Here is a 24,380-nt window from a genome sequence, read left to right on the forward strand (position 1 = left end):
ATGACAACGATCACGAACATTTCCCTGAGTCGGCGCCGGTTTCTCGGCGGCAGCGCTGCCAGTGCCGGTGTCTTTATGCTCGGCCTGCATCTGCCGCTGGGCCGCGCCGCCCTGGCTGACGATGTTGACGGCGACATGAATGCCTATATCGGCATTGCCGATGACGGTACCGTCACGATCCGCAATCCCTACATCGAGATGGGACAGGGGACGTATACCTCGATCCCGATGCTGATCGCCGAGGAACTCGATATCGGCATGGACATTATTCGGGTTGAACAGGCACCCCCGGGCGAGGCCTATCGACTGTTGTACGATGGCAGCCGGCGCTTTACCGGCGGGTCGTTTAGCGTGCGCTCGGCATTCAAGCCGTTGCGCACCGCCGGCGCCACCGCGCGCAAGATGCTCATGAAGGCCGCGGCCGATGAGTGGGGCGTGCCACTGGCCGAGTGCAGCACCGACAATGGCCGGGTCGTTCATGAACAATCCGGCCGTTCGCTGGGCTACGGCGAACTGGCACCGCTGGCCGCACAGCTGGAAACACCTGCTGATGTCGAGCTGAAATCCAGCGCTGACTACCGTCTGCTCGGCACACCGGTGGCGCGCACCGACAGCGCGATCAAGTCAAACGGCCAGGCGCAGTTCGGCATCGACGTGCGGGTCGACGGCATGGTCTACGCGGCGGTCAAGCAGTCGCCGGTATTCGGCGGCAAGGTGAAAAGCGTCGATGCCGCAGCGGTGCGCGATAAACCGGGCGTGATCGCGGTCGATGAGATACCGAATGGTGTCGCCGTGATCGCGCAGACTTACTGGCAGGCGCAGCAGGCGCTGGCTGAATTGCCGGTTGAATTCGATACCAGCGAAACGGACAGCGCCGGTTTTTCCAGCGACGCCTACCGCGACGAACTCGATCAGCATCTCGACGACAGCGGCGTTGCCGCCGAGGACAGCGGCGATGCACCGGCAGCCCTGGCCGCCGCGGCGCGGACGATCAGTGCCGACTATCATGCGCCATTTCTTGCCCATGCCACACTCGAACCGATGAACTGCACCGCGCTGGTGGAAGAGGGTCATTGCACGGTATGGGCACCGAACCAGGGCGTTGACAGTGTCGTCATGGCCGCAACCGAGGTGACCGGTCTCGACGCCGATCGGATTACGGTACATACACCGTATCTCGGCGGCGGTTTCGGCCGGCGCTTCATCATGGACTACACGGTTCAGGCAGTGACGCTGGCAAACAGGCGCAAGGGGACGCCGATCCAGGTCATCTGGACGCGCGAGGAAGACACCCAGCACGACTTTTACCGACCGCTGATCGCGGCGCGTTATCGCGCCGGCTTTGACGATGACAACCAGCCGGTCTCGCTGCACACCACCACCGCCGGCGACGGCCCCATACGGCGGCACATGTCCAGTCCGGACGAGGAAATGAAAGTCGATCCATCCGTGATGGAAGGTGTCATGCACCAGCCCTACGCCATCGCCAACAAGCGTGCCGACTATGTCTACCGGCCGGTGGCCGCGCCGATCGGTTTCTGGCGCTCGGTCGGTCATTCGATGAATGCGTTTTTCACCGAATCATTTATCGATGAAATGGCGCATGCCGCCGAGCAGGACCCGATCGAGTTTCGTCGCTCGATGTTGAACGAAGAGCCGCGCTTCAGGAAGGTGCTCGATACCGCCGTGCAGATGGCGGGCTGGAAAGGGCAGGCCTGGGATGCCGATGACGGTCGCAAGCATGCCATGGGCGTGGCTTTGCACCAGTCGTTCAACAGCATCGTCGCCGAGGTCGCCGAAGTGTCGATCAGCGACATCGACGAGATCCAGGTGCACAAGGTCTGGTGCGCGGTCGACTGCGGCTTTGCCGTCAATCCGCGCATAGTCACCATGCAGATGGAAAGCGGCATTGCATTCGGCCTGTCGGCGGCCCTGCTTGAGCAGATCACGGTTAGCGACGGCAAGGTCGAGCAGGCCAATTTCGACAGCTATCCGTTCCTGCCGCCGCAGCGCATGCCTGAAGTCGAGGTCGAGATCGTCAACAGCGGTGCTGATCTTGGCGGTATCGGTGAACCCGGCACGCCGCCGATTGCGCCAGCGGTGGCGAATGGCTTGTTTGCCCTCACCGGCAAGCGCCTGCGTGATCTGCCGCTCCGGGCCGACGAGGTAACTGCTTGAAATAAAAGATCATAAAGCCCGATGGTGACAGATGTCACCTTCAGGAGTATTTCCCTGTCTTTGCATCTGTGGAACCGCCACATACGTAGGCGCTCCAACAGATTGCAGTCAATAGCCACGCAAGCATAACCAAAGGATAAATTTCTCATGTTGTTTCGTAATATTGTAATCGCCCTGGGTGCCCTGTTCAGTCCGCTGGCCATGGCCACGGATGTCGAGACCGTTGCCGTGCTCGACACGGAACTGATCATCGATAACAAGCCCACTCCCCATTCGCCGGACCGCCCCGGCGAAATCGAACGCGGCCGTTACATGACCGAACACATCCGCAAGGCGCTGGATGCGTCCGATGCCTATGAACTGGTCAGCCTGGATGCGGCCAGGGAAATTGTCGAGGACAAGGCGAGCTCTGTTAAATACATCCACCAGTGCCAGCCTTGTGTTCGCAAGATCGGCCAGGCGCTGGAGGTTGACTACGTTGCTACCGTCTGGGTGCAGGTGGTCAGCAACCTGATCATCAATTTCAATTTCGTATTGCGCGATGGTGAAACCGGTGAGGTTGTAAAAACAAGTTTTATCGATATCCGCGGCAACAACAACCGCAGCTGGCGCACCGGCACCAATTACCTGCTGAAGAAGCACTTCAACGAGTATTTCGACACGGTACCGGAGCAGGCACTGGAAGACGCGATGACGGTCTGGCCGGAGTCGTAATCGCATCATGAAAACACTGGCTGCCATCGTCCTGCTGATACCGTCGCTTGTTGCAGCCGAGACGGTCAGTGTCGGTGATTTTGCAGAGCATGGCCTTGCAGGCTGGCAAAGCCAGTCGTTCGCGGGAGAAACCGACTACCAGCTGGTGGAAGCCGGCGGCCGGCGCGTGCTCAAGGCGGATAGCCGCGGTACGGCCTCCGGTCTGTATCACGAGAAAAGCATCGATCTCGGTGCCACGCCATGGCTGCACTGGCGCTGGAAAGTGCAGGACACGCTCGAGGATGTGGATGAAACCACCCGGGACGGCGACGACTACCCGGCACGCGTATACGTCGTTTTTTCCGGCGGTCTGGCATTCTGGCGCACACATACGGTTATCTATGTATGGGCCAGTAACCAGCCACAGGGCAGCCACTGGGCCAATGCGTTTACCGATAATGCCCGGGTGATTGCCGTGCAGAGTGGGGATGCCAATGCCGGTGAGTGGCAGCGCGAGACACGCAACGTGCGCGCGGATTACGAGATGTTGTTCGGCGAGGATATCAGCGAGGCTGATGCGGTCGCCATCATGACCGATACCGACAATAGTGATCAGTCAGCTGTAGCCTGGTACGACGATCTCTATTTCAGTGGTCGTTCAGAACCCTAGTTTCAGTCTGTTCCCGTTTTTCTCTCTGGAAACGCTGCCGCAACGATCCGCGGACATCGTGTTACGCTGAATGGCTGATGCGGAAGCACTTGTGAATGCGCGGGTTGCGGGCAAAATCCTCGGGTATGGTTTGCTGGCTGATGTCCTCGATGTGGTATTGCGCCAGGCCCGCCTGATCGATCCGGAACTGGCGCAGGTTGGTGGAGAACAACAGCTCACCCTGTGCGGCCAGCAGGTTCATGCAGCCATGGATTAGATGGACATGGTCACGTTGGACATCGAGACTGCCCTGCATGCGTTTCGAGCGTGAGAAGGTTGGCGGATCCAGAAAGATAAGGTCAAACTGCCGTTGCCTGTTGTCACGCAGCCACTGCAGCACGTCGGCCTGGACGTATTCGTGCCGGCGATCCGCGAGTTCGTTGAGCAGCAGGTTGCGTTGCGCCCAGTCCAGATAGGTCTTCGACATATCCACCGTCACCGATGACGGCGCGCCACCGCGCACCGCGCAGACCGTGGCGGTGCCGGTATAGGCAAACAGGTTCAGAAAGCGGCGACCTTGCGCCCGTTGCTGGATGTAGCGACGCACCGGCCGGTGATCGAGGAACAGGCCGGTATCCAGATAGTCGCTGAAATTCACTAGGAAGCGGTTGCCGGTTTCGCTGACGATGTGCTGGTGGCCGCCGGCGGCAAGCTTTTCATACTGTGTGCCGCCGCGTTGCCGGCGCCGCTGCTTGAAATAGACAGCGTCGCTGCCGACCTCCAGTAATTCCATGATCACTGCAAGTGCGGCGTTCAAACGTGCCTGGGCCTTGCGTTCATCGACGCTGGCGGGTGCCTCGAATTCCTGCAGGTGCACGTGGCGTCGGTCGCCGTCGTAGATGTCGATCGCCAGGTTGTATTCCGGCAGGTCGGCGTCATAGACCCGGTAGCAATCGATGCCCTCGTGCCGGGCCCAGCGTCCAAGGCGCTTGATGTTTTTGCGCAGGCGGTTACTGAAATCGGCCGCTACCGTTGTCACTGCTACCGATTGTTCGGCGATCTCACAATGCAGCAGCTTGCATTTGAGCGCACCGTTATAAAGCGTGTGCGACTTGTGGGCGCGCATGCCGAGAAACGGTGCCAGTTGTGGTTCGCCGGTCAGAATGGCGGCCGACCAGCCGGCATAGCAGCGTTTCAGCATCAGACCGAGACTGCGGTATAGCACCGGCAATGCGGCGATGTCGCCAAGCCGTTCGCCGTAGGGCGGATTGGTGACCAGCAGCCCGTCGCTGGCCGCCGCCGGTTGATTCTCCTCGAGCGCGCAGCGGGCGAATTCGATATGTTGATCGAGTCCGGCGCGACCGGCATTGGCGCGGGCAATCCGGATCATGTCGGCACTGATGTCGTGGCCCTGCATCGGCATCAAACGCCGTAGGCCGGCGTCGCGGCGCTGCCGGGCCTCATCGATCAGCGACTGCCAGATCGCCGCGTCATACTGGCGCCAGCCATGCAGACCGTAGCGTTCACACAGCAGGCCGGGTGCAATGTCGGCCGCCATAAGGGCACCCTCGATCAACAAGGTACCGGAACCGCACATCGGGTCGTGCAGGCTGCCGCCGCGTTCGGCAACGGTCGGCCAGCCGGCGCGCAGTAGTATGGCGGCGGCCAGGTTTTCCTTTAGCGGCGCCTGGCCCTGTTCGCTGCGATAACCGCGCCGGTGCAGACTGTGACCGGACAGATCGATGCTGACGCTGGCGTTATCGGCATGCAGGTAGATGTTGATGCGCACGTCCGGGTTATCGGTATCGACCGTTGGCCTTGTACCCCGACCCTGACGCAATTGGTCGACAATCGCATCCTTGACCTTCTGGGCACCGAACTGCGTGTTCGTGATGGCATTGTTCTGGCCGAGAAAGTCGACGGCGATGGTGGCGTTGTCGCCGATATGAGCCTGCCAGTCGAGCGACTGGATACTGCTATAAAGGCTGTCGGCGTCAATGGCGGCAACATCGCCGAGCTGCAGTAGCACGCGACTGGCCAGGCGTGACCACAGGCAAACCCGGTAGGCCACTGCCATATCTGCATTGAAGCCGACACCGGCACGTGCCGAGTGAACATCGGTGGCGCCGAGTTCAGTCAGCTCGTTGGCCAGTAGATCCTCGATGCCTAGTGCGGCGGTGGCGAAAAATTTGGGCATGTAAATCGGGCTGTAGGTGCGGTTGAGTCTGTTGACGGACGATGATGTTATCATGAAGTTACCCGCCGTATGTAAGCGGACGGCGATAACAGTCATCTTTTGAAGATAGTCGAATGACCAATGAACTGCTGAATATATTCCGGGCTGAGCAGGGCATCGTTTGCTGTGTCGGCGCCGGCGGCAAGAAGACGACAATGTTCCGGCTGGCGCGTGAACATGCCGGCCGCGTTGGTCTGACCACCAGCGCGCATATTGAATATTTCCCGCGCAACCTGTCAGCCTGTTGTTATGTCGCTGAGGAGACAGAATTACTGCAGTCACTGCGTGACGATAATGACTCGCGAGTGATCGCGTTTGCCACACCGTCGCAGCGTACGGGCCGGCATGCCGGTATCGCCCCCGAGCGGATCGACGCGTTCTATCGTGGCGGTCGCTTTGATCTGCTGTTGGTCAAGTCGGATGGTGCGCGCAGTCGCCTGATCAAGGCGCCCAATGATAATGAACCGCCCCTGCCGGAGCATGCTGATACCGTGATCCCGGTCGTGTCCGCGCGTGTGATCGGCCGCCGTCTGAACGAGAAGATCGCCCACCGGCCGGAACGCATCGCCACCATTAGCGGTGCGGCGATAGGCGACAGTCTGCAGCCGGAACACCTGGCGCGCCTGCTCGCCGCGCCGGAAGGCGCGTTGAAAAACACCGGTCAGGCGAGCGTCGTGCCGCTGATTAACATGGTGGACGATACCGAGCGCACCGAACTGGCCCGCGCGGCCGCCGAGCAGGCACTGGCGCTAACGCATCGCTTCGACTACGTGGTGCTGGCGACGATGCGCGCCGAGCAGCCGATCGTCGATATCGTCCGGCGCTAGATCCTTACGAGCGTTTTTTCCAGCGTACCGAGTACAGATCGTAACGGCGATCACGCAGGTTCTGCACGGTGCCGCTGTTGCGGGCAATGTGCAGGCTTTCCAGGCGCAGATCGGCAAAGGCCACCGTCTCGACGTTGGGTGTGGTATCGGCGGCAATACCGTCGCGGGCAAAGACAAAGTCGCACGGCGTCAGGATGCAGCTCTGGGCGTACTGGATATCCATGTTCTCGACACCGGGCAGGTTGCCGACATTGCCTGACATGATCACATAGCACTGGTTCTCGACCGCCCGCGCCTGGGCACAATAACGCACCCGCAGGTAGCTTTGGCGTTCGTCGGTGCAGAACGGAATGAACAGGATCTGCGCGCCCTGGTTGACCAGGTGACGGGCCAGTTCCGGGAATTCAGCGTCATAGCAGATTAGAACGCCAATCGGGCCACAGTCGGTCATGATTGGGCTCAGGTCCGAGGCACCGTTGATGTTCCACCAATGGCGTTCGTTCGGCGTTGGATGGATCTTGGCCTGCTCATGGATCGAACCGTCACGCAGATAGACATAGCAGATATTCTGGATTTCCGTGTCCGTGACGTGCGTCGGGTGCGAGCCGCCGATGATGTTGACGTTGTAACGCACGGCCAGATCGCTCATGAAGGTCTTCAGACCCTCGGTATAGGAAGTCAGCGAGTCGATGGCCTCGGCCGGACTGAGCTTGCGATCCTCGAGCGACAACAGTTGCAGTGTGAACAGTTCGGGGAACACGGCGAAGTCGGCACCGTAGTCGGCGATGATATCGATGAAATACTCAACGATCTGGTGAAACTCATCCAGCGAGGCGACCCGGCGCTGTTCGTATTGCACCGTGGCCACGCGGATCGTGTCCTGCAGGCGTGCCCCGCCGGCCGCCTTGCCGCGTTTTTTCTCGTGACTGACCTGCGGGTTGTACCAGACCAGGTGGGCGGCGTGGCCGAGAGACTGACGGTCTTCGGGCGCATACTTGTGCAGGATGCCGAGAAACTCGAACCCGTTGCGCAGCTGGAACGACAGGACCTGGTCGCGGAACTGCTTGTTCATCACCGCCTCGACATAGGCCTCGGGCGAGCCGACTTCCTTGATACGCCGTGACAGGCCCGGCAGACGGCCACCGAAGACAATGCCTTTGAGACGCAGATACTGGCACAGCTTCTTGCGCTCGTTATAGAGCCGCTGGCCAATGCGCATCTTGCGGTAGTCCGGGTCGATGAATACCTCCATGCCATAGAGATAGTCGCCATCCGGCGCATGACGTGAGGCAAAGCCGTCGGCGGTGATCTCGTCCCAGGTATGGGGTTGCAGCGCGACACTTTCATCAGCGATGAAAGTCGCGCAGTAGCCAACCACCTTGCCCTCGAACTCGGCGACAAACTGGCCATCCGGAAAGTTGTTGATTTGTCCCTTGATCTGCGCCGGCGTATACGGTGGCTCATGTTTGTACACGCGCGCCGACAGCTGGCAGATGGCCGGGGTATCGGCCAGGCGGGCATTGCGAATGATCAGCACTGGCTTGCTGTCGGGATTGTCTTTGCTCATGTTCGAAACTCTCGGCGGGACTTAAGCCATGATGAAATTGATAAACGGACCACAAATTGTACCTGAACAGGCTGATCGGCACCCGTCCATGCGCCCGATGGTAGCAGGCCAGGCCGGGTTTATGTGGTAATCTGCTGCTAATTAGGACTGCATTAAGTTTACAGGATGGTCGTGCACTTGGTGCAGGGGGGGCAGCTGTCTGAACTGCCATACCGGGCATTCTCCTGAAGCGGGAGGTCAATCTGGATACTGCGATAGATAGCGCCGGCGTCCCGGACAATTTCTGGTCCTCGCAACGGGTCGCGTTGATCAGCTTTATCGCCATTGTCGGTCTGGCGGGCTGCGGCCTGGCCTTTACCATTTTCGCCCTTGACGTCCAGTCGGCGGCGCGTGCCTATGTGACCGGCAATGGCTATTGGTCCAAAGCCCATATCCAGGCCAATTATCACCTCACCCGCTACAGCTATACCGGGGATCCGAGGGCACTGCAGCAAGCGCGTGAAGCACTCGCCGTTCCGCTGGGCGATCGCCGTGGCCGGCTGGCGCTGGACAAAAATCCCCCGGACCTGGAAGCAGCCCGCGAGGGGTTTCTGGCCGGCGGCAACCATCCTGACGATGTTGCCGGGATCATCTGGATGTATCGCTACTTTGCCGATGAACTGTTCTTTGCGGAAGCGGTCGCCATCTGGCGCGAGGCGGACCAATACATCCTGGCCATGGATACAATTGCGGACGATCTGGAAACAGCCTTTAATAATGGCGATGTGAACGCAGACAAGGTTCGTGAGCTGCGCCGGCAACTCGTCGAGCTTAACCAGAAACTGCGACCGCTGGATGCTGCCTTTGCCAAAACGCTGGCCGATGGGACCCGCTGGCTGAACGAATTTCTGGTCGCCGTCAGTGTCATCATGCTCATCGTGATCGTGTTCGGCGCAGCGCTGATCTTTCGCTGGGCAAAGCGCAGCATCGCCAGTTCCGAAAGTAAATTCCGGGCTACTTTCAGGCATGCAGCTGTCGGCATGGCGCAGTTGCAACCCGATGAGCATTTCCTCGACATCAATGAAAGCCTGTGCCGGATATTGCAGCGTTCACGCGCAGACTTGCTGCAAACCGACCTGAACGAGATCACCTTTCCACCGGATCGCGCTAATGACGAGACAAATTTCCGTGCCCTGATGCAGGCCACGATAGAAAGCTATGCTGTTGAAAAGCGCTTGCTGCGTGCGGACGATACGCCGGTATGGTGCAAGCTGACGCTGTCACGAGTCAGCGATTACATGGATATGCCCCGTTATTTGATTGCGGTCGTCGAGGATGTTTCCGAAGCACATCGCCTTTCATCCGAACTCAGCTATCAGGCAACACATGACGCGTTAACCGGCATTATCAATCGTATCGAGTTTGAAACACGCTTGCAGGACGCTATCCATGATTCGGTCGACAAATACAACCGGCATACGCTTTGTTTCATAGACCTGGATCAGTTCAAGATTGTTAACGATACTTGCGGTCACGGTGCTGGCGATGCACTACTCTGTCAGGTAGTCGAAATTCTGAGCCAACAGCTCAGGCGCGGTGATGTGCTCGCCAGGCTGGGTGGCGATGAGTTTGGCATTATCTTTATCGAGTGTGATATCAATGCCGCGCGTCCGGTCGCGGAAAAACTGCGCAATGCATTGTCAAGTTTCAGTTTTATCTGGGAAGGTGCGACATTCAATATAACGGTCAGTATGGGCCTGGTCGAAATCAACTCGGTTACCAATGACGCCGGCACATTGCTGAAATCTGCCGACACAGCCTGTTATTCTGCCAAGGATCAGGGCCGAAATCAGGTGCATGTCTATAGTGAACATGACCTGGTTCTCGTCGCACGCCGTAACGAGATGGAATGGGTCAACCGCATCCGCGATGCGGTCAATAACGACCGGCTGCAACTCTTTGCCCAGGAAATACAGTCGCTGAGCCAAGCCGGCGTCAAACGCTGTGAAGTTCTGGTCAGGTTGATCGACACGGATGGTAAGTTAATCATGCCCGATACGTTCCTGCCGGCAGCGGAACGCTACAATATTGTCACACTGATTGACCGCTGGGTGGTCAATATGGCTCTAAAAACCATGCAGGCGCACCCGGAATGGATCGGACGAATCGAAGCCTTGCATGTCAACCTGTCCGGCCAGTCGATCTCGCGTGACGAGTTTTTGCGCTATATTGAAGAGCTGCTGGATCATTACGATGTGCCGGCTGCCAAACTCTGCTTTGAAATAACCGAAACAGCTGCCGTTTCCAGCCTGGTTGAAGCCCGCCAGTTCATGGAAGCCTTGAAGCGACGCGGGTGCCAGTTCGCGTTGGATGATTTTGGCAGCGGATTGTCATCGTTTGGCTATCTGCGTTCGTTGCCGGTCGACATGGTCAAGATCGATGGCAGCTTTGTGCGCAATATGAACGAGGATGAAGTGCACCTGGCCATGGTGCGCTCAATCATTGAGATCGGCCAGATCATGAACAAATTAACCGTGGCAGAGTTTGTGGATTCCGAACAGAAACTTGCGCGCCTGAAAGAGTTGGGCGTGAATTACGCCCAGGGCTACGCAATACACCGATCCTGTGACCTGGATGAACTGATCAACCGGACCGCCGCTGACACGTAGTCGCTTGACCATGGCCACGTTTATCCAGTGGTCTTCATCGTTGCCCGCCTGTCGATCGCAATCTGTGCGATCACTGCGCATCCCGCCTCCAGAATGCCCCAATGTGGTGCGGTTACCGACCCCAGCCTGATACAACTGCCGCTAACTGCTTGTTTGTACGGTTTTTGCTCATTGGCATGATGCATGCTTCAGCTATACACCAGTTACACCTACAGCTGCAGGTGCTGAAACAATGAGTCATTGACGCCGACGGCGGTGCCTAATTGTTTATCTGACTATCCACGCCTGTGTAGATTTATAGAACTGCAGACGGAGATAACCTCATGTCTTATTTAACCCCTCCTGAGTTCGTCAACAAGATGGTTGACGCCGGTGAATCCAAGGTATTCATGTCGACACGTGATACGCTGATTCGCGCGATCATGGCCGGCGCCATTCTTGCGGTTGCGGTCTGCTTTGCTGTGACCGCAGCAGTACAAACCGGTATGCCCATCGTCGGCGCCCTGATATTTCCAGTCGGGTTCTCAATTCTCAACCTTATGGGATTCGACCTGGTGACTGGTGTATTTGCACTGGTGCCATTGGCATTGCTGGACAAGCGAAAGGGCGTCACCTTCGGTGGCATGATGCGGAACTGGGGACTGGTATTTATAGGTAACTTTATCGGTGCTTTCACAGTCGCTGTACTCATCGGTATCACCCTGACCAACTCGTTTACGACCGAGGCCAATGCCGTGGGGCAGGCTTTTGCCGGCGCCGCCGAGGCACGCTCGGTGGGTTTCAGTGAACACGGTGCCGCCGGCATGCTGGAAGTATTCGTGCGCGGTATTCTGTGTAATTGGTTCGTCTCTCTCGGTGTTGTCGGCGCCATGCTGTCGAAGTCGGTCAGCGGCAAGGTGATCGCCATGTGGATGCCGATCGTCATCTTCTTTGGTCTGGTGTTCGAACATGCAGTCGTCAATATGTACCTGTTCCCGCTGGGCATGATGATGGGTGGCGAACTCACCGTTATGGACTGGCTCATCTGGAACGAAATACCGGTGGTGCTTGGTAATATCGTGGGTGGTCTGCTGTTTACCGGCATGGCCCTGTATGCCACACACAGCCGTACAGCGCCGCCGCGCAAACCGGTCAGCATGAGCCCCTCCGAGTCGACCAAAGCCACTCCGGTCACTGCGGGTTAATGCCATTCAATCCGGCCGGGCCCCGGTGGTCCGGCCGGGTCCGTTACGACAGCGACTGAATATTCACAGCTTACTGAAAAGAACTGGAGATACCGTATGATGGATAAAACAACCATGACGAAAGAGATCCTGATCGCCAAAGAAGACAAGGGTCTTTCATGGGAGGCGATCGCGCAGGCTATAGGCATGTCGCCAGAGTGGACAACCTCGGCCTGTCTAGGCATGAACAGCATGCCGGCCGACAAGGCTGCGGCACTGTGCAAGTGCCTGGATCTGTCCGGAGACGTCGCGGCGGCCCTGGAGAAATTCCCGCTGAAGACCTGGGAGCAGGCCGTGCCTACCGATCCGCTGGTTTACCGGATTTACGAGATCGTCGGTGTCTATGGCACCACCATCAAGGAGCTGATCCACGAGAAATTCGGTGACGGCATCATGAGCGCCATCGACTTCACCATGGATATTCAAAAGAAGGAAGATCCCAAGGGTGACCGTGTGGTCATCACGCTTGATGGCAAATTCCTGCCTTATAAAAGCTGGTAAAAAGCTGTGAACAATCGGGGAGTGAGACAGGCCGGCAAATTGCCGGCCTTTTTTTTAGGGCTGCTGACAGCAGTGGGCGGACAAACTGCCGAGATCCCGAATCCCGCCTTGATCGGTCAAATAGTGTGGTAAGCCGTGCCAGGGATAGTGGCGTGCTGAATCTGGCGCTAGCTATAGCGGAACGCCGGCGGTTCGTATTCAGGCATGATGCGGGCAGGAAGGTGGTTGCGTGCGCATGGATAAGCGTATGGAACCCGGAAATCCGTTTCCGGGTTTGCTTGCGGCCATTCCATCTAGAATTTTGCCTGGGCGAACAGCCAGAACTTTTCAGTATCCGCTGATCGTGATCCGCCGCGGGCCTGGTTGGTCGCATTGCTATCCGCATTGTAGTCCGCGTACTTGATGCCCACGGTGTAGTGCTTCATAAAGGACTTGGTGGCGAGCAGATCGATTTCGCTGCCGTAGTCATAACCGAGGTTGTCGGAACTGAAATCGTGGTAGACGGCCATGAATTTTGCGCCAAAGGCACTGATTGAAATACTGCCGTAGAGGTTCTCGACACCATCGCCTGGCGTCACGAGAAACCGATCCGCCCAACCCTGGAACGCATGATTGGTGCCCAGGATTGTCACGAATCGATCATTGCCGCCACTGCCTTCCTGGAGCTCGTAGTTCAGCTTCACGGTCACATTGTCAATCGGCCCATTCGGCGTCCAACCCAGGCCCAGCTCGCCGAAGAAGTAATCGGCGTCGATATCGGCCGGGTTGTCGGCATAGTCGCTCTGGTGCGCGTACTCGGCGGCATATAGACCTTTCACGTGGTCATTAAAGGGATAATGGCCCTCCGCCCGGACACCGTATGTCTGGGTAGAGAAGGCATCGCCGTTATCAAAGTCCAGCAGGTAGCTGTAAGCCTGCAGCTTGGTGTTCGGCAGACCCGTGTACTGGGCGTTGAACAGGTGCGAGTCGCTGTCGAATTCATCCAGGGGCGAGGGTGCGTCATCGCCGAAGATGCGGTTGACCTGCCACAGATAGGCATAGGACAGTTTTGTATCCGGCAGGCTGGAGTTCTGTACCGACAGGGCATCAAAGGTCTGCCAGTGCTGCCGCCAGCCGACCGTACCGATGAAGCGGTGAAATGGCGCGTCACGATAGGTGATGATCTGACGGCCGAGTTTCATTTTCGTATCCGGCACTCCGGCGTAGCCGATATAGCCCTGTAGCACCGAGGTCTGGATCGGGTCGGCAACGGTGTCATAGCGCGGGTCGGGATCCGCCGGGCTGTTGAATTCATCCGCACCGATCTCGCGAATGTCCTCGAACTGCAGGTAGGCATTGAATGCGTGAAACATGCCGGTTTCATAGCCGAGTGTGGTGCGCAGCGTGCTGGCGCGGGCATTGCGGGTGGTGCCGAATTCATCATCCACAGCCTCGTAGCGGTAACGGGCGTTGAAATCGAATGAGCCCTCCTGGAAGGCCTTGTAAAGGCTGTCGGCGGCACTGCTGGCGGTACTTGCAGTCAGTAGCAGCAGTCCTATGATATAGATAGACTGGGTTTGTTTTAACATGATTGAAGTATACCTCCGGGCATCGGTCGATATAGCCGACGGCTTATGCATGGTGGACTGAATATTTGATTCAATAAAGATAACTGGCAAATACCGGGCCAGGTATGTAAGTCACTGACTTTAATCATGTGTCAGGACGTATAGACATGATTCGGCACCAGGGCGGTGCGTCTTTGCCCGATCAGCGGGCAGTGCGAACATTCCTGCCCGGTCTGGGTCGCATAGGGATAACGGCTATCGACGGGAGACGACAATGCAACGAACGATTACAGCCACGCTTTACCTGTTGTTTCTGTTACCCGGAGTCATTCGGGCTGATGCCAGCGCTGAGCAGCTTATCGCCGATTACGACCTGGAAGTCGCAGCGACCCCGGTCAGCGAACGGCCCGGCTGGCAGGCGCCCAACCGTATTCTTGTTCACGGTGCCGATGAAGCACGCATGCAGTGGCTGCAGGCAGCAGTGCCGGATGTTGAGCTGATCGCCGTGTCGGGTTACGACGACGCCCGCCAGCACGTTGCCGATGCCGACGGCCTGATCGGCCTATGCAGCAACGATCTGCTGCAGGCAGGCGATCAACTTAACTGGGTGCAGCTGTATTCGGCCGGTGTTGAATACTGTGTCGAGTTGCCGGCGTTCGAACAGGACCCGCCGCTGCTGACCAATATGCAGCGCATCGCCGCGCCGGTGATTGCCGAGCATGTCATCGCCATGATGATGACGCTGTCGCGTAACCTGGAAACCTTCATTCGTGCCGAGGCCAATGGCGAGTGGCGCCGCGGCAATGAATACACCCGCGATATGCGGGTCATCAAGGGCAAGACCCTGCTGGTGGTCGGCCTCGGCGGTATCGGCACCGAGGTGGCCGAACGCGCCCATGCGCTGGGTATGACCGTGATCGCCACGCGCAACAGCAAGCCGGAGGGACCGGACTTTGTCGCGAAGGTCGGTTTGCCGCCGGACCTCAAGGACTTCATTACCGAGGCCGATGTCGTCGTCAACGCACTGCCGCTGACTGACAAGACCCGCGATCTGTTCGACGCCGGGCATTTCGATCGGATGAAGGAGTCGGCCCTGTTCATTAATGTCGGCCGCGGCGGCACGGTGGTTACTGACGATTTGCTTGCTGCATTGGAGAATGGTGGCATTGCCGGTGCCGGTCTCGATGTCACCGACCCCGAACCATTGCCATCCGATCATCCGCTCTGGCAGGCGCCGAACACGATCATCACGCCGCACGTCGCCACGCGTTCGGATCTCGAAGGCGAGGCGCGCTGGCGTGTGGTGCGCGAAAACCTGCGCCGTTACGCCAGCGGCGAACCGATGCTGTCAGTTGTCGATCCGGAGCGGGGTTACTGAGCCTCGCTCAGTCTCGCAACTGCCGGCTGACGCGCACCAGTTCACGCATGATACCCGTCAGCGTCTGCAGCTGCTGATCGCTTTTCAGCCTGCCGTCGTCGTCGAAGGCGTCGCCGGCACCGGCCACAGCCAGCTGCTGCGGGATAAGGTGCACGCCGATGTTGCCCAGCATCATGCGTAACGGCACCAGACCGCGCAGGCCGCCGTTGCCACCGGGTGAGGCGGCACTGAGCGCGGCAACCTTGCCCTTGTAGGCGGCCAGTGGCGGTTCGTCGGCAGACTCCTTGCGCGACAGCCAGTCCAGCGTGTTCTTCAGCAACGGCGGGATGGAACTGTTGTATTCCGGCGAGGCGATGAAAAAACCGTCGCAGTCGATGAACTTCTTCTTGAGTTCACGCGCCGGCTTCGGGATGCCCTGCTCCTCTTCCAGATCGCCGTTGTAGATTGGCAGCGGATAATCGGCGAGCTCCAGTAAGGTCACGTTCGCGCCTTCGCCTTCGGCGAGACCGGCGGCGAGTTTCGCCAGTTTCCGGTTAAACGAACCCTGGCGGGCACTACCGGCCAGGAAGAGTAGTTTCGGGTGTTCGGCCATGGTCGACTCCTGATGAATAGATTGATATTTGTCGCAGATTAGGGTTTGCTCGGCAACTTTACATGTCTAAACTGTAGGGGCAAGCAGTTAAACTGACGGGCAGGATAGCTGCCGAGGGGGGTTGATTGGGCCTCGCAACAAGTGCGACATACCGCTGCATCATTGTTTTTCTTCTAGTCACCATACCACTCGCGGTGGCCGCCGATACCAGAACGGTCGTCTTTGGCGGCGCATCCGAATACCGTCCACATTATTTCCTTGACGAACAGGGCCAGGCTCGTGGCTTCGACGTTGACCTGTTCAGGGCACTTGCCGATAAAGCGGGCTGGAATACGGAATACAGGCTGGGTGACTGGGGTGCCATTCAGCAGGCGCTGGAGCAGGGCGATATCGATGTCGCGCCCATGTTCATATCCGAACAAAGGCGTGATCGCTTTCTGTTCTCTACGCCATTTTACACCATGTCACATCGGCTGTTCGGCATCCGTGGCCGGGACTCGCGGCCCAGTCTTTATGATCTCGGTAACAGCCGGGTTGCCTCCGAACAGGCCGGCTATGGCTGGCATGAGCTGCAGCGTGTTCTGGACAGTGAACAAGTTGTTGCCACAGACAGTCAAGCCGCAGCTATGCAGAAGGTCGCGCGCGGGGAAGTCGATTATGCGCTGGTGGCGAGCGATATCGGCTATAGCATCATTGAAAGGCAGGGCCTGACGAATGTGGTTGCCCTGAGCCCGCCACTGCTGCCGGTCAACTATGCCTTCGCCATCAACCGGGATCGTCCAGAACTGGTTAGTGAGATGAACCGACACATGGAATCACTGCGGCGCGAAGGGGTACTCGACGAGCTTCAGGCAGCCTGGTTTAATCCTGCCGATCAAGCTGGCTGGTACGAGGCATGGATCAAGTTTCGCTGGCTGGTTCTGCCGCTTTTGATGCTGCTGGGCTTGGCTGTATTTCAGCTTTGGCGCTGGCGGTACAAGCTGCTTCAGTCGTTGCGCCTGGCCGAATCGGAAAGCCAGCGCCGACACGCGGCGGAACAGCGTGCCGAAAAGATGGCCCTCTATGACGAGCTTACCGGCCTGCCGATGACTAGTTTTTTCAGGGAATATCTTGAAGACGCAGTCACACACGCCGGGCGTAACAACCAGTCTCTGACCGTGGCCGTGCTGACACTGCTGGACATGGAAACGATTCAGCAGATAGCCGGCTATCGCGTCTTCGATGAATTGATCCAGCTTGAGGCGAAAGCTTTGAGCCGCGAACACAAGGGTTTCATGGCCGTACTGGGACGGGGACAGTTTGGCTTCATCTTTGAGCAGGACGGTGAACTGGATAAATCAGCTGCCCAAATGCAGAATCTGATAGATATCGCCAGTGATTCCTATGAAGTTCAGAAGATACCCATCGAGCCGCAAGTCGCCTGTGGCATCGCGACATTTCCCGACCACGGCCACGATGCCCAGCAGGTTTACCGTGCGGCGGAACTCTCAATGACGATGGCCCGGATCCGGCGCCAGCCGATTCTGTATTACGAACCGGCATTTGAACCGGATTCACGCAACCTGACCCTGATGGGGGATTTGAACAAGGCTTTGCAGTCCAATGCGCTCAGCTGGGTCTATCAACCCAAATATTGCCTGACGCAGTCACGGGTAACAGGCGCTGAAATGCTGGTGCGCTGGCAGCATCCACGCCATGGCTGGTTATCACCGGGCCTGTTTATCCCCCTGGCTGAAAAAACCGGCCTGATCAAGTCGCTGACGCGTAGCGCACTACATCAGGCAATTCAGACCGTACGCGATTGGGGTGCTGATGGTTTTGACTGGAAAATATCGGTGAATGTCTCTGGCAACGATCTGGCCGATCCACAGATCGTTAGTGAAATCATAGATGGGCTGGATGGTTATGCCGATTTGCTGACGCTGGAAGTGACTGAAACGGCGATCATGCAGGATGTTGAACTCATTATACGCCATGTGGAAAAACTACAGGCTGCCGGGCTGAAAATATCTCTGGATGATTATGGTACCGGTTATTCCTCTCTGGCTTATCTAAAGCAGTTGAATTTTGATGAAATCAAGCTTGATATGAGCTTTGTCCGGAATATGCGCTACTTGGAGAGGGATCAGAAAATCACCAATGGCAGTATTCAGATGGGTCATGAGCTTGGCGCCACGATCGTCGCTGAGGGTGTGGAAGATGTTGAAACAGGCATGCTGTTAAAAAAACTGAACTGCGATACATTGCAGGGCTTCGGTATCGGCAAGCCTATGTCCCTGGACAAATTTATCAATTTTGCAAAATCTTATACCCTTCATGAGCACAGCAAACCTGCCTGAGGTATTGGCTGACTCAGGCGGCAACTGAAATGCAGTTTCTGCCCTGTTCCTTGGCCTGGTACATGGCCAGGTCGACTCGTTTCATCATGTGTTCGGCATCCTCGTCCGCCTTGCGGCAAATGATGCCGATGCTGGCGGTCACGCTGAACCGGCGGCCGTCAGCCAGTACAATCGGCGTATCACGCAGTTTTTCCAGAAAACGTTGCGCCAGTGTACGGGCGCCCTCGATATCGGTATCCGGCAGCGCGATCATGAATTCCTCGCCGCCCATGCGGCCTGTGGTGTCGATGCCGCGCACGGTGTCGCGGCATGTCGAAGCCACTATGGTCAGTGCCTGGTCGCCGGCCGCGTGACCGTACGTGTCATTGATTACCTTGAAATGATCGAGATCAAATGCGAGCAATGACAGCGTCGTGCCCTGACGATCAGCGCGCCGCAATTCGTATTCCATTACTTCGAGGAAACCACGGCGGTTGAGTACGCCGGTACCGAAATCGGTTACTGCCTGCTGGGTCAGTTTTTTCTCCAGCGCGACACGTCGCCTGTTCTCGATCTTGAGCTTGCGGTTGAGGTTATAGAGCAGGATTAGAGCGACAGTTACGACAAGCGTGACCAGAGCAGTAACCAGTAACGTGTAAATCAGCCAGCGCCAGTTTTTGGGTTCATCCGCCTGAAACATGAACGCCTCAACATCAACATCATCTTGCAGCAGGCTTGCTGATCTGAACCCTTCGGCAATCTTTTGCCAGCGCGCCGGATTCATGTGACCGATTTCCATCAGGCCGGGAATCAGAAGCTGGGCGACCCGCTTCGCCTCGAAATCGAGCAGATCCGGTTCGATTGCGGCGTTGTAGTCATTACGTATGAGTGTAATGATTTCTTCTTGGTTGCGCAGTGCATAACGCCAACCCTTGATTAGTGCCTTGCGTAATGCGACCACCTTGTCGTTGTGTTGATGGGCAAATTCTTCAGTGGTGAACAGAGTGTCTCCGTAGTAGTCAATGCCTGCATCCTTCGGATTAAATACGCGATAGTCTTCACCGGCCTTGTCGAGCTTGTATGGATCAGTTGTCGTGTAGGCCGTCATACCAACGATGTCACCAGAAAAAATGTCGAAAGGCGAACCGCTGTGCTCGATCATATTGATATCGTCGATATCAACGCCCTGATGATGGAAATAGGTGAACAGTTCATGCGAGTACGGTTCGACCATGATTGTCTTGCCAACCAGATCAGCTGGCGAATGGATATCGGGATCATCACGGGTTATGAGTATGAAGGGTGACTGTTGAAAGATGGCAGCAACGGCGACAACCGGCTGGCCGCGGCTGCGGACCGACAGCAGTCCGGACGTGGCGATGCCGAAATCAGCCTTGCCGCTCAGGACCCGTTCACTGACGTGAATATGCGGGCCGCCTTCGTGCAAGGTGACGTCGAGACCGGCGTCGCGAAAATAGCCCTTATCCATGGCGGCGTAATAACCGGCAAACTGAAACTGGTGGTACCATTTGAGCTGGATGCTGACCGGAAACAGATCATCATCAGCGTATGCCGGCCGGCACCAGACGATTGCCAGAAACAGACCTGCAACCAGGAATCCAGTGCGCATACCCCCCGAGCCCATGTTGTTGCCCTCCGGATTCAGCTTCGCACAGTCCGGAGAGCACGGCAAGCGAGCAGTAATAGTGTCGATACCCCTGGCAAGTTCGGGTAAAACCATATTGCACTGCCAATAAGGACAGTAAACATTGAATGTGCCGGCGCGAGAATTCGCACCGGCAATATAGGTCATAGCCAGAAACGACACGCACCTGGTTTGTATGCAAGACACCGCAATGGCCCGTCTAAATAACCAGCCGCAGCCCGGATTCACAATACCGAGTTCGGTGGCGGTCGTGATCGGCGTCGTCGTCGGCATCGGCATATTCCGCCTGCCGCCCATTGTCGCCGATCATGCCGCCAGCGGCCTGCAGTTCATGCTGTTCTGGCTCGCCGGCGGCGTCATATCGTTGCTCGGCGCGCTATGCTACGCCGAACTCGCGGCATCCAGGCCCGACGCCGGCGGCGAGTATCATTTCCTCAGCCGCGCCTTCGGCCGGCCGCCGGCCTTTCTGTTTGCCTGGGCACGCATGACGGTGATCCAAACCGGCTCCATTGCCCTGATCGCATTCATACTCGGCGACTACGCCAGCCAGCTGCTGCCAATCGGGCCCTGGGGGGCTGCGGTCTATGCGACGCTAACGATCATAGTATTGACAGTACTAAACATGCTTGGCACGCGTCACTCGCGGCGCGCGCAGAACCTGTTTACGGGTCTGATCATTGCGTTATTGATCCTGCTGCCCATCGCCGCACTGATCAGCGTGCCGTCAGCGCCGGTCCCGGCCCCCGCCCCCGCTGATGATACGATGGGTAGTCTCCTGGGCGACGGTTCCCTCGGTATGGCCATGATCTTCGTGCTGCTGACCTACGGCGGCTGGAACGAGGCCGCCTATCTGTCGGCGGAACTGCACGACGTCCGCCGTAACATGGTGCGCGTGCTGATGTATGCCATCGGTACCATCACCCTTTTGTATCTACTGGTGAATGCGGCCTATCTGCACGTGCTCGGTCTTGAAGGACTGCGCGAGGCCGACACCGTCGCTTCACTACTGGCCGAACGGATCTTCGGTGACATCGGTTCGATCATCGTCAGTGTCATTGTAATGCTTGCCGCGCTGTCGACCGCCAACGCCACCATCATCACCGGCGCCCGCACGAACTACGCGCTCGGTCGCGATTTCGGCCTGCTGCGTTTCATCGGTCGCTGGAACGGCCGGCGCAACACGCCGGTGCATGCCTTGCTCGTCCAGGGCGCCATTGCCCTGCTGCTGGTCGCACTCGGCGCGGCTTTCGAGGAATCGATCAGCACCATCGTCGACTATACCGCGCCGGTGTTCTGGTTTTTCATCATGCTGACCACCGCGACGCTGTTCGTCTTCCGGCGCCAGCATGGCGGCGACACAAACTCCTACCGCGTGCCGTTATATCCGCTGGTCCCGCTGCTGTTTCTGCTGGCTTGTGCCGGCATGCTGTATTCCAGCCTGACCTACACCGGCCTCGGTGCCGTCATCGGCGTCGCCATACTGGCTAGCGGCGTACCGGTTTATCTGTGGGCGGTAAAACAGCAGGCCCGTGAGTGAGTGCGGTTCTTGTCCCGCCAGCCCGGACACTTGCCGCTCATGGTGAATGCTGGCATCGTCAATTTCAGACAATCGACTATGCTTGCCATAAAGCACCTTCTCGGAGACAACATGCGACGCACTATCATGACCGGCGGAACACGAACCGCCATTGCCACCCTCGCCATGACCCTGAGCGTTTTTCTGGCCACTGCCATGCTGCCCGCCGCCGCGCAGGAAGCTACGCCGCAAACCGATGAGCCGATGAAGATCGGCACCATCGGCGCCGGCGATCTCGGCGGTACCGTCGGCGAACTGTTCGCCAACGCCGGTCACGAGGTGTTCTTTTCCTCGCGCCACCCGGACGAACTCAAGCCCATGGTCGAGCGCATCGGTCCGAATGCCCACGCCGGCACGGTCGCCGAAGCGATTGAATTCGGCGACGTCATTCTGCTGGCCGTGCCCTACGGTGCCATGCCGCAGATCAGCGACGATTATGCTGACGATCTGGCAGGCAAGATCGTGCTCGACGCCGGCAACCCGTTCCCCGGCCGCGACGGCCCGATGGCCGAAAAGGCGCTGGACAAGGGCGCCGGTGTCGCGACCAGGGAATTCCTGCCGCAGGCGCGTATCGTGCGGGTGTTCAATTCCATCAACTACCGCACCTTCGCCAGTGAAGCACATCGCGATGGCAAGAAGCTGGCCGTGCCGCTGGCCGGTGATGATGAGGAGGCACTGGAAACGGCCGCGCAGCTGGTCCGGGACGCCGGCTTCGCGCCGGTGATTGCCGGCGGCCTGGAGCAGGGCCGCAAGTTCGATAACGGCTCGGATCTGTTTCTGCAGACGCTCACCGCCGACGAACTGCGCGAGGCCCTGCAGTAGGCAACGCACTCCGGTATATTGGGCGGTAGATCATCGGCCGGCCTGAAAGGAGGCACAAGCCCATGCACTATCTCTACAGGACGTTATTGTTTGGTGTTGTCTGTCTGGTCGCGCCGGCGCTGGCCGCCGATGTCGATTCACGCATCGACGCTGTCACCCTCTATCCCGGCAATGTAGCTGAAATTGAACGCGTCGCCTCGGTCGATCTGCAGGATGGCCGCGGCGACCTGGTCTTCAGCCACCTGCCGGCGTCACTGATTGACGGCAGCGTGCGCGTGGCTGTTACTGATGGCAACGTCCGCATCGGCGGTGTCGAGACTACGCGCGAACCGGTCGGCGAGTCACCGCGCGAGCGCGAACGTGAGCTTCAGAACCGGATCGAGGAGCTGCAAAGGCAGCAGCAGGATGCCTTCGACCGCGCCGCAGCGGCCGGCAACGAGATCACCTTCATCGAGGGTCTGGCCGGATTGCCGCAGGGTGAAAAGGCCGCCGAGGCATTGATGAACGACGGCGGCGCGGAGAACTGGGCGTCACTGTGGGAGCGCATCGGCAACGGCTCGCGCGCGGCCCGCGAGCGCCAGCGCGTCGCCGAACGCGCGGCCGCCGATCTGAATAAGCAGATCGAAACCCTGCAGCAGAAGCTTAATCAGCTCGGCCGCAGCCGCCCGGAAATGGTCCGGGTCAGCGTGCCGTACCGGGCAAACGGCGCCGGCAGGGCCGAGCTGACACTCAGCTACCGCGTGCGCGGTCCGAGCTGGCAGCCGCGCTACGAAACCCGACTGGATACAAGCGCCGGCAAGGTGACATTGAACCGCAGCGCGCGCGTCAGCCAGGCCACCGGCGAGGACTGGAATGACGTGACACTGGCGCTGTCGACTTCGCAGCCCGTGCACGGCGAACAGCCGCAGCTCGACCCCTGGTGGATCGACTTCGCCCCGGAAGTGGAACCGATGCCGCGCGCCGACAAGGCCGTGATGATGGAATCGATGGATGGTGTCGGTGCCGCCCAGCAGGCCGAGGCACCCGCGCAGACCGTCAACGCCGAGTTCGCCGCGACCTATCTCATCGATGGCCGCGTGACCATCGCGGCCGGCAATGAACCGCGCGAACTGCCGATCGGCAGTCATGACCTGACGGCGGTGATCGGCGCCGAGACCCTGCCGCAGATCGACCCGCGTGCCTGGCTGGTTGCCGAGACTACCTGGGACGGCGCGGGCCCGTTGCCGCCGGGCCGCATCGCCCGGTTCCGCGACGGTGCCTACATCGGCGAAGGCCGGCTGGACGGCTGGGCACCGGGCGAGGAACGCACGCTGGCGTTTGGCATCGACCCGAGCATCGAGGTCAGCTTCAAGCCGACGAAGGACGAGACCGGCAAGAGCGGCTGGGTGACCTCAAAGTCAACGCTCGTTCGCGACTATACCCTGGAAGTCATCAACCATCATGACCGCAGTCTGCCGGTTACGGCGCTGATTCGCATGCCGGTGGCGAAGAATGAGGACATTGAGGTCGAGCCGAACTATTCCGTCGAGCCGGATGAAAAGGATGTCGACGGCGATAAGGGCGTCATGGCCTGGCATCTCGATCTCGATGACAATGACTCGCGGCGCCTCCGGTTCGGCTACCGGATCAGTTATCCGGAGGGCAGGGAGTTGCGCGGCATGTGATCGCATCATCGCGCTGCTTCACCAGCCCATAAGACACATCACCCCAGCAATCGCCTGGCGATTGCCGGCGCGGCGATGTTCGCACCGTTGCTTCGTGAAAAATTCCCATTCCTTCCCCAGTCGGGCAACCCGCACCGGCGCCGCGTCCACTTGCGGCAGCGCATCATGTCCATATCCGACTGAATAACGAATCTTTTTGCGTGTTTCCGCCTTGACACCCGCTGCGCGGCCAACAGCGGACAAGCCCCCTTATTGTTTTTCTCAATGATCAGGATGAGTTTATTTAATTTCACCC

17 protein-coding genes are annotated in these 24,380 nt (G+C 58.5%); 12 read left to right on the forward strand and 5 right to left on the reverse strand.

Annotation, left to right across the window (positions count from 1 at the left end; genetic code table 11):
* From J2T55_RS11270 to J2T55_RS11280, 3 genes are all read left to right on the forward strand, one after another.
* Window positions 1-2,178, forward strand: a complete 2,178-nt coding sequence (locus tag J2T55_RS11270; protein WP_259056783.1) for a xanthine dehydrogenase family protein molybdopterin-binding subunit — start codon at window positions 1-3, stop codon at window positions 2,176-2,178.
* A gap of 147 nt (window positions 2,179-2,325) precedes the next feature.
* Entirely contained in the window at window positions 2,326-2,892 is a 567-nt protein-coding gene (locus J2T55_RS11275) for a DUF3280 domain-containing protein (RefSeq protein WP_259056792.1), read from the forward strand.
* Window positions 2,893-2,899: 7 nt separating this feature from the next.
* Window positions 2,900-3,541: a DUF3047 domain-containing protein gene (locus tag J2T55_RS11280; RefSeq protein ID WP_259056794.1), complete on the forward strand. Its 642-nt coding sequence runs from the start codon at window positions 2,900-2,902 to the stop codon at window positions 3,539-3,541.
* A gap of 61 nt (window positions 3,542-3,602) precedes the next feature.
* Here the strand turns inward: J2T55_RS11280 and rlmKL are convergent, their stop codons facing one another.
* Window positions 3,603-5,717, reverse strand: coding sequence for a bifunctional 23S rRNA (guanine(2069)-N(7))-methyltransferase RlmK/23S rRNA (guanine(2445)-N(2))-methyltransferase RlmL (rlmKL, locus tag J2T55_RS11285; RefSeq protein ID WP_259056796.1), 2,115 nt, complete (start codon window positions 5,715-5,717; stop codon window positions 3,603-3,605).
* 113 nt (window positions 5,718-5,830) lie between these two features.
* On the opposite strand from rlmKL, the gene yqeC reads away from it, so the two are divergent.
* On the forward strand, window positions 5,831-6,583 hold the full coding sequence (gene yqeC / locus J2T55_RS11290) for a selenium cofactor biosynthesis protein YqeC (protein ID WP_259056798.1): 753 nt from the start codon (window positions 5,831-5,833) through the stop codon (window positions 6,581-6,583).
* Window positions 6,584-6,587: 4 nt separating this feature from the next.
* On the opposite strand, the gene J2T55_RS11295 is transcribed toward yqeC, so the two are convergent.
* Window positions 6,588-8,150, reverse strand: coding sequence for a bifunctional GNAT family N-acetyltransferase/carbon-nitrogen hydrolase family protein (locus tag J2T55_RS11295; RefSeq protein ID WP_259056800.1), 1,563 nt, complete (start codon window positions 8,148-8,150; stop codon window positions 6,588-6,590).
* A gap of 305 nt (window positions 8,151-8,455) precedes the next feature.
* Between J2T55_RS11295 and J2T55_RS11300 the strand changes: the two genes are divergently transcribed.
* The 3 genes from J2T55_RS11300 (at window position 8,456) to cynS (ending at window position 12,522) form a co-directional block, all read left to right on the forward strand.
* Window positions 8,456-10,798: a putative bifunctional diguanylate cyclase/phosphodiesterase gene (locus J2T55_RS11300; RefSeq protein ID WP_259056802.1), complete on the forward strand. Its 2,343-nt coding sequence runs from the start codon at window positions 8,456-8,458 to the stop codon at window positions 10,796-10,798.
* A 323-nt stretch (window positions 10,799-11,121) separates the two neighbouring features.
* Complete coding sequence (locus tag J2T55_RS11305; protein WP_259056807.1) at window positions 11,122-11,982, forward strand: formate/nitrite transporter family protein; 861 nt, start codon at window positions 11,122-11,124, stop codon at window positions 11,980-11,982.
* Between the two features lie 99 nt (window positions 11,983-12,081).
* A complete protein-coding gene (cynS, locus tag J2T55_RS11310) occupies window positions 12,082-12,522 on the forward strand; it encodes a cyanase (protein WP_259056867.1) in 441 nt (146 codons plus the stop codon).
* Between the two features lie 293 nt (window positions 12,523-12,815).
* Here the strand turns inward: cynS and J2T55_RS11315 are convergent, their stop codons facing one another.
* Entirely contained in the window at window positions 12,816-14,090 is a 1,275-nt protein-coding gene (locus J2T55_RS11315) for an alginate export family protein (protein WP_259056816.1), read from the reverse strand.
* 253 nt (window positions 14,091-14,343) lie between these two features.
* On the opposite strand from J2T55_RS11315, the gene J2T55_RS11320 reads away from it, so the two are divergent.
* Window positions 14,344-15,447, forward strand: a complete 1,104-nt coding sequence (locus J2T55_RS11320) for a D-2-hydroxyacid dehydrogenase (protein WP_259056818.1) — start codon at window positions 14,344-14,346, stop codon at window positions 15,445-15,447.
* Window positions 15,448-15,454: 7 nt separating this feature from the next.
* On the opposite strand, the gene J2T55_RS11325 is transcribed toward J2T55_RS11320, so the two are convergent.
* Window positions 15,455-16,039, reverse strand: coding sequence for an NADPH-dependent FMN reductase (locus J2T55_RS11325; RefSeq protein WP_259056820.1), 585 nt, complete (start codon window positions 16,037-16,039; stop codon window positions 15,455-15,457).
* Between the two features lie 194 nt (window positions 16,040-16,233).
* Between J2T55_RS11325 and J2T55_RS11330 the strand changes: the two genes are divergently transcribed.
* Complete coding sequence (locus tag J2T55_RS11330; RefSeq protein WP_259056822.1) at window positions 16,234-18,378, forward strand: putative bifunctional diguanylate cyclase/phosphodiesterase; 2,145 nt, start codon at window positions 16,234-16,236, stop codon at window positions 18,376-18,378.
* A 13-nt stretch (window positions 18,379-18,391) separates the two neighbouring features.
* Here J2T55_RS11330 and J2T55_RS11335 read toward each other — a convergent pair whose 3' ends face one another.
* The gene (locus J2T55_RS11335; protein WP_259056825.1) at window positions 18,392-19,987 is read right to left on the reverse strand and encodes a GGDEF domain-containing protein; all 1,596 of its coding nucleotides are present in this window, start codon (window positions 19,985-19,987) and stop codon (window positions 18,392-18,394) included.
* A gap of 226 nt (window positions 19,988-20,213) precedes the next feature.
* Here J2T55_RS11335 and J2T55_RS11340 point away from each other — a divergent pair, with 226 nt between their 5' ends.
* From J2T55_RS11340 to J2T55_RS11350, 3 genes are all read left to right on the forward strand, one after another.
* Entirely contained in the window at window positions 20,214-21,560 is a 1,347-nt protein-coding gene (locus tag J2T55_RS11340; protein WP_259056828.1) for an APC family permease, read from the forward strand.
* A gap of 111 nt (window positions 21,561-21,671) precedes the next feature.
* Entirely contained in the window at window positions 21,672-22,421 is a 750-nt protein-coding gene (locus tag J2T55_RS11345; RefSeq protein WP_259056831.1) for an NADPH-dependent F420 reductase, read from the forward strand.
* 62 nt (window positions 22,422-22,483) lie between these two features.
* On the forward strand, window positions 22,484-24,085 hold the full coding sequence (locus tag J2T55_RS11350) for a mucoidy inhibitor MuiA family protein (protein WP_259056833.1): 1,602 nt from the start codon (window positions 22,484-22,486) through the stop codon (window positions 24,083-24,085).
* Window positions 24,086-24,380: the final 295 nt, after the last annotated feature.

Origin of the sequence: Methylohalomonas lacus (assembly GCF_024808875.1) — a bacterium.
GTDB classification, from domain to species: domain Bacteria; phylum Pseudomonadota; class Gammaproteobacteria; order Methylohalomonadales; family Methylohalomonadaceae; genus Methylohalomonas; species Methylohalomonas lacus.